This window comes from Kistimonas scapharcae, assembly GCF_039540975.1.
In the GTDB taxonomy this organism is placed as follows: Bacteria; Pseudomonadota; Gammaproteobacteria; order Pseudomonadales; family Endozoicomonadaceae; genus Kistimonas; species Kistimonas scapharcae.
Window position 1 is genome coordinate 1 of the sequence record NZ_BAABFL010000337.1, and the last position, 6,538, is coordinate 6,538.

Consider the following 6,538-nt stretch of genomic DNA (forward strand, 5'->3'; position numbering starts at 1 on the left):
TTTTCATCTCGTTCTCCGTTTGACTCAGTGTAAGTCGGAGAACTCTAATTCGAAATGCCCCTAGTTTAGGGGATGATTACACTTACTTCACCCGAGTCAATGCTTTTGTTAGGCATTGAGTGAATTGATTATACAATGATCGTGGTGTTTCCCATTCGATTTTAAGCATTAGGCGTTTTTCGATTTTATCTAACGCTAAAGCAACCAAGGTTGAGAGAGACAGAGAAATAAGACATAAAATGAGGGTCAGTGACCAATGGTTGTAATCAATGGCCCAGGTAATAAAGGGTGCTCTCAAGAACCCATTGACTAAAAATAGAGGCATTGACAGGGAGCCATAGAATAAGAGGGTTTTTCTTATCGTTCTGGTGTTTTTTATGGTGTCAGAAAGATATGTCAAAAAAGCCAGAATAAGAATGAGGAAGCTTATGTGGTTGGCATACCAGAATGTTTCATAAATATTGCCGAGGAGGAATACACCAAGTGCCAATAGAATGATTGATTTTGGAATGTTTATCTTTTTATCATCATTGCTGGCCAAGAATATGCCAAGACATAACGCCGGAAGATGACCCAGCACCGTAAAATACAGGTTCAGTTCACCAATTTTTCCTTGAGTCAGTAGGGAAATTAAAAGGCTTGTTAACGATAGAAATAGTAATGCCCGGTTGCCGTAGCGAGAGTGTAAGTAACGAAGCAGGGGGAATGTGAGATAAAACTGAAAAATAAACGGAATAAACCACCAGGGTCCGACAGGAGAAAAATAATACTCAGGAGTGAAACTCGATAGTAGGGATAGCTTTAATACTAAGGGTATAATGTTTGCGTATAAAAGCTTTGCTGGCCCTAGGAAACCATAGTCCCCGATAAACCATCCAACGATAATGAGCCAGGCCAGTATGGCGATAAGAAAAGCAGGATAAATTTTCATTATCCGTTGCCAAATAAAGGGCCAGTAATCAGGCTGTTTTGATGAGTATTTTTTCGTTAAACCGTATGCGCTTAGGAAGATGAAAATCTGTACGCCAAAATGGCCAAGAAATGAAAGTGAGGTTCGAAGAATGTTCTCTGGCTCAGAATAGGCAAGATGGAGAAAGTCAAAAAAACGATCAGGATAAAAGCCAAACTCATTTTCCTTTGGCTTAGGGAATAAGTGCATAAAGTTATGCGTCGCTATCATTAAGATGGCTATACCCTTATACAGACTGGAGTCGATTTTATCCAGTGTTCTCCAATACATATTCTTATTCTCGGTTTATAGCCAAAATGAGACTGATTTATCTTTTAATATTGGTATATCGACTTGAACCGGCTGCTACATTAATTGCAGTGTCTATTGCTGCTGGGTGCGGATTAGTACGTTGCAATGGCGCGTTACCTGCTAATAAGGTGTGTGAGGGCGTGCGTGATTGAGAATGTCTTTTACAACGATAGATGGGGCTGAAGCGAAAAAAGGCTCGCGAACTACAAAGCCCGCGAGTCTTTCAAACCTGACAGGAACGGCAAGTTAAGCGGCAATCTCCGTAAACCAAAGCGCATCCTGAAAATTCCCTTTAATCACAAGATCCCCTTTGCCCATGGCAGAGAACGTATCCAGCACTTCTTTGGATAACATGACTTTCAGTGCGGTATCTTTGTCCGACCATATCAGTTCCACCGTCGCATTCTTGCTGCCGCCGGGATGGAAGAACACCATGTTGCGTCGAAAAATATACGTATGGCTGTGCTTACCATCGGCTGTGCGGATCACAACCGTCCGGTTGATATAGCGAATCTTTTTTCGGAACGTTTTATTGAATAACGCGCTGGCCATGAGCTTGAAACCCAGGGCGAATAAAAGCAGTGTCATCTTCATGGCAATGTCCCTCCGCTACATCCAGGGTTTGAGATTCTCAATGGAAATCTCGCCTGCTTTGACTAACGGAATGACCTCTGCGAGATCCCTCACAAACGTATCGACGACGTCATCCGTCACAGGGTCCAGCACGATTTTTAATGCCGGCGGCTGGAAGGAGGGCAGGCAATAGGATTGACGCTCAAACAGTCCACCCATCACCGCGAATAAATCCAGCCCCTTCTCCAGACGAATCGTCATCGTGCAAAGGTCTGAGGGGAAGCATTCCACGCCGTCGATGGCGCTGATTTTTTCGAGGTAGCGTTGTTTCACTTCCATCGAACGCTTGGCCAACGCCAGGTAACCTTCTTCCCCCAGGAACTTCATCACCGCCCAGGCCGAGGCAATGGGGCCTGCGGATGTGGTGCCGGTAATGGCTTCGGTGGAATACAAACCGTCGGGCCAGTCACTGGCGGAACAACAGTAATATTGTTCCCACTCTTTGTTGCGGAAGGTGATAGACGATAATGGCTTGGCACTGTAGCCGTGCTTATGGAGATCCGCCGAGATCGACCGCACCCCCGGCACCCTGAAATCCCAGACCGGCAGTGCCTGCCCCAGCTTCTCGACAAACGGCGATTGAAACCCACCGAGGCAACCATCCACATGCATCCAGACATTGTGCTTTTCTGCGACCGCGCCAAGTGCGGGAATATCATCAAACAAGCCATAAGGCCAGCAGGGCGCTGAGCCGGCGATAAGAATCGTGTTCCGGTTAATGGCTTTTTCCATGGCGGCCACATCGGCGCGGTAATCGTCGCCCAGGGGAATGCGCTTGATCTCAATACTGGCGTATTTACACCATTTGGAAAAGGCCGTGTGGATGGAGTAGGGGACAACGATGTTGGGCTTGAGAATCCCTTTTTCCTGCTGGCCCCATTCCTTGGCGGCGGCAATGGCCGAGTACAGACTTTCGGAGCCGCCGGATGTGAACCTGACCCGGGCATCCTGTGGAAAACGAAGCATCTCCTTGACCATCTGCTTCACTTCCAGGCCCATCTGGGTGCAGCCGGGCAGGAGTTCCTTGTAGAGGTAATTCCGCCTTAAAAACATCCGGTTGGCATCTTTGGCGATCTCGGCGGCTTCCAGATGCGACATCAGGGTGGTCGATTGGATGGTGTTGTGGGAATAGATGTCTGTGACATCCATGGCATCGAAGTCCGACAGCCGTTGCATGACGTCTTCTTTCGTTGCCCCTTTGTCGGGAAAGACCTTGCCTTCAAACGCGAGGTCTTGTTCGCCACCGAAATAACCCATAACACCCTCCTTATACTTATCTCTCTGGATTGTAGGGGTTATGGATAGTGCAAAAACTGATCGAAATCAGTAAATGGTACTATGGTACAGATTTTGTCTGCTAAAGGATGCTTTACCACCCAATGTCGCCACAAAAGGCGAGCAGGCTGGTAAGCGTCCAGCACTGCAAGCACTTTTCTGATGGCCTTGTCAGATTTGAGGGAGCATATCGCTAATGATCTTCAGTTCATTCTGATAGGTTTGGAAGTAGCCTGCCGGATATACCTTGTCACTGCCCATTTTTTGTTCAATTTTAGAAAGCTGACGTTTTTGAACCTTTGACCAGTATTCAGCGCGCGCTGTGTCTTTATCGAGCCCCAATGTGCCGTTTCGGAAACCTTCCTCCAACATACTGAGGTACACAGTGGCGCTTTCTTCCCCCAGGGTGTCCCAATACGTTTTGGCTTTTTCATAATCTTTGACATAGCCACCTTCGCCCAGGTAGTGGAGCATGCCCATGCAGTAGATTGAAAAGTTATCGTTTAATGCCGCACCGCTTTTGAGCCATTCAATCGCTTGAGGTTTGTTAATCGTTTTTGTTAAGCCTGATCCGGTGAAAAAGCTATAAGCTAATAGCTGAATCGATTCAATGTTGCCTTCTGATGCTGATTTAGCACGCCAGTCTAATGCGCTATCCAGATTAACGGGCGTACCAAAACCGCTGAAGTAGTAGGCGGATAAATTGATATAGGCTTTGGCGTATCCACCCATTGCCGCTTTTTTCATGAGGTTGAACGCTTTAACCGGATCTTGCTGCACGCCGATACCGCGTTCATAGTTTGAAGCCAGGTTGTATAGCGCCCTGGGATTCCCCGAGTCCGCCCATTCTGTGAGTAAGCGTGTGGCTTTTTCTACATCCCGGTTTTGATAGGCAGCGCTAATCTTTTCAGCATAATTTACATCGGCACTTTCATTGGCCAATGCCACACTGGCAACGAGTGAGAGAAAAAATGCTGATACAACTTTGAACATTTACTTTTCCAACAATGAATGACAAGAGCGATTTTTATCGTAGTGAAGCGACTGACGTTGAGCCAGATAGGGCGGTACGAAAAGACTATTCCAGCCTCGGAGCGACGGATGCTAACACGCAGGGAGTCCTATTTGTAGTGATGCCCCGTTGCCAATGTGCGGGATTGTGTTGGCGACAAATGGAGCTTACTGATCCTTCGGGATCTCCTGTTTTTTGGTAAACAGTCGTTTTCCGCACTGCAAAACTCGGATGAGCGGATGGCGACGAACATCCTGTCGAGCCGCCTGGAAAAGCTGGAGAACGACGGCTTGATCACCAGGCAGGCCGACCCCGGTGACAAGCGGAAAAAGGTCTATACGCTCACGCAAGCCGGCAAGGATATGTTGCCGATCATGCTGGAGATGATTGCCTGGAGCAGCCAATACGACCCGGACACCAATGAGCCCCTGCCACTGGTCAAACGGATCAAAACGGACCGTGAAAACCTGATCAGGGATTTGTTGAATCGCGTTGAAAGTTAACACCTGCGCAAGGGGTTCAGGATCTCCCCCTATCCAGTGGTTTTGATGTCCACTAAAATGGGGGAGGTTCAGCGTCGCTTAAAGCTATTTGTTACATTCGTTGAGCCAGACTACTTTCCTCCATGAATTGATTGTAGAAAGGAAACTCATTTTCTCTTTCAATTTTCTCTATATGAGATAAATTTCTTACAAAGATATCACCTTCATATCTTTCAGGGTTGTCAGAACGAGATGCTTTGAATAGCAAAATTTCCTTTCCATTGTATGTGAAAGTAACGAGGTTAGATTTTATCCTTCTTTTTAAGGATTCAGATATTGGTTCTTGATCGATTAGTTGTAGTATTTTCTGCTCATACTTGTCTATTGAGCCATGATATTTAATTGCTTCAGCATCAATACCTGTAATGCAGAAATTATTATATTCTATGTGTTCAGAGTCATAATGCTTGTTATGTGAAATAGCATCTTCTGCTTTATCAGCAACTCCGACGATAACATAGCAATCACCAGATTTTGAGTTTAACATTGCAGTCAAGGTTTTTATTATTTTACTTAATGTTTTTACTCCAAAATTACCGCTTCCATCGCTAATTTGGTGCAAGCCAATTTTAAAATCGTAACAGGTCTGCTCTGTTTTAGATTCATTTAGAATATTCTCTAAGCTTTCAACCCAAGAGCTCAAATGTCTGTCAGAACCAGATTTTGTGGTGAAATGTTTTTTGATTACGCCATATACTGCATCTGATAAGATTTCTCTATCTCCGGAAGACCATTTGCTTTCAGAATCTAATGTTTTTAGATGGTTGTTATATGTATTGCTCAGTGCTTCACATAAATTTCTGTAATTTGCAATTTTTAAGTTGTTTGAAATTAACCCTTTAAAGAAAGCAATATAAATCACCTGGAAAACATTTGGAGCTTTTGTCGCTCTATTGTTGAAAATTAGGTTTTTAAATTTTGCGTTATTACTGTTTAAAGTTTTTTCTAATTCATCAAAAACAAAGCAGAATTGCTTATAAAGTGACTCATACCCAATTTTATTTATAGCTTTGTATAGTTCCTTATGCTCAGTTGATTCTGAATCGTAAATTGAGTCTAAGTATTTTGAAGTTGTTTGGGACTGTTTAGAATCAGCAATGTAGGATATGAGATGAGCAATTAGTTCTTCATCTCTTGATTTTCTTATGTTCTCGTACGTAATGATGCCATGCCGAGCCCAAAAAACATCAAGTAAGTTTACTCCATACTTCAAGCCTCTGTTACTTAGGCTTATGTTTTTCATGTTTCTAAGATCAAGCACATTAGAATGTGAGCTATCTTTTCTGATATATACTGCTGCTTCACGAATTAGATCGGGAATCAATCCTAAAGCACCTGCTTGTCTAACATCTTGTTTGGATAAAGTTCGACCTCCTGTATTAATTCTACGAAAGCTCTCATCAACTTTTTCCGGATCATTATCATCGCATACAGAAAACGGTACAGGGTAGTCTAGGATTCTTGAACATTTGTCAACTTCTAAAACAGGTGTTTTTTGTTTAAGTTCATTTGCTGTTAGTTTTGCTTTTGTTTGAGCAACAGATTCAAGATCAAAGTATTTCGATCCTACAGAAAACTCTCCTTCAATAAAGGAAATTATGGCATTCAATCTTTGCATGCCATCAAGTATTTCAAAAGCACTTTCTTTACCTGGTTTGTTATGATTAGCGGCAATTATCATCGGTATAGGATAGCCACTTAATAATGAGTCAATAAACTTCTCTTTTTCTTCAATCCCCCTGTGCCAGCATAGTTGTCGCCTCTTCTGAAATTTCCAACTTAAACAGGGGGTGGTCAGTGAGTAATCAATGACCC

At 43.8% G+C, this 6,538-nt stretch carries 6 protein-coding genes; 1 reads left to right on the forward strand and 5 read right to left on the reverse strand.

Going from position 1 to position 6,538, the window contains the following annotated elements:
- Positions 1 to 82: 82 nt before the first annotated feature.
- The 4 genes from ABD892_RS12090 to ABD892_RS12105 all read right to left on the reverse strand — a co-directional run bounded on the left by ABD892_RS12090 (position 83) and on the right by ABD892_RS12105 (position 4,162).
- Complete coding sequence (locus tag ABD892_RS12090; protein WP_345195956.1) at positions 83 to 1,240, reverse strand: acyltransferase family protein; 1,158 nt, start codon at positions 1,238 to 1,240, stop codon at positions 83 to 85.
- A gap of 267 nt (positions 1,241 to 1,507) precedes the next feature.
- Positions 1,508 to 1,855 carry a hypothetical protein gene (locus ABD892_RS12095; RefSeq protein ID WP_345195957.1) on the reverse strand — a complete coding sequence of 116 codons (348 nt, stop codon included), beginning with the start codon at positions 1,853 to 1,855 and terminating at the stop codon, positions 1,508 to 1,510.
- A gap of 15 nt (positions 1,856 to 1,870) precedes the next feature.
- On the reverse strand, positions 1,871 to 3,151 hold the full coding sequence (locus tag ABD892_RS12100) for an aminotransferase class V-fold PLP-dependent enzyme (RefSeq protein ID WP_345195959.1): 1,281 nt from the start codon (positions 3,149 to 3,151) through the stop codon (positions 1,871 to 1,873).
- Between the two features lie 189 nt (positions 3,152 to 3,340).
- The gene (locus tag ABD892_RS12105; protein ID WP_345195962.1) at positions 3,341 to 4,162 is read right to left on the reverse strand and encodes a tetratricopeptide repeat protein; all 822 of its coding nucleotides are present in this window, start codon (positions 4,160 to 4,162) and stop codon (positions 3,341 to 3,343) included.
- Positions 4,163 to 4,318: 156 nt separating this feature from the next.
- On the opposite strand from ABD892_RS12105, the gene ABD892_RS12110 reads away from it, so the two are divergent.
- Positions 4,319 to 4,684 carry a winged helix-turn-helix transcriptional regulator gene (locus tag ABD892_RS12110; RefSeq protein WP_345195963.1) on the forward strand — a complete coding sequence of 122 codons (366 nt, stop codon included), beginning with the start codon at positions 4,319 to 4,321 and terminating at the stop codon, positions 4,682 to 4,684.
- A gap of 91 nt (positions 4,685 to 4,775) precedes the next feature.
- Here ABD892_RS12110 and ABD892_RS12115 read toward each other — a convergent pair.
- A partial coding sequence (locus tag ABD892_RS12115) for a GmrSD restriction endonuclease domain-containing protein (RefSeq protein WP_345195965.1) occupies positions 4,776 to 6,538 on the reverse strand: 1,763 nt, incomplete at its 5' end.

Excerpts from the sequence above, each read along its gene's own strand:
- ABD892_RS12090 (WP_345195956.1), bottom strand. The coding sequence starts at position 1,240 with ATGTATTGGAGAACACTGGATAAAATCGACTCCAGTCTGTATAAGGGT.
- ABD892_RS12095 (WP_345195957.1), bottom strand. The coding sequence starts at position 1,855 with ATGAAGATGACACTGCTTTTATTCGCCCTGGGTTTCAAGCTCATGGCC.
- ABD892_RS12100 (WP_345195959.1), bottom strand. The coding sequence starts at position 3,151 with ATGGGTTATTTCGGTGGCGAACAAGACCTCGCGTTTGAAGGCAAGGTC.
- ABD892_RS12105 (WP_345195962.1), bottom strand. The coding sequence starts at position 4,162 with ATGTTCAAAGTTGTATCAGCATTTTTTCTCTCACTCGTTGCCAGTGTG.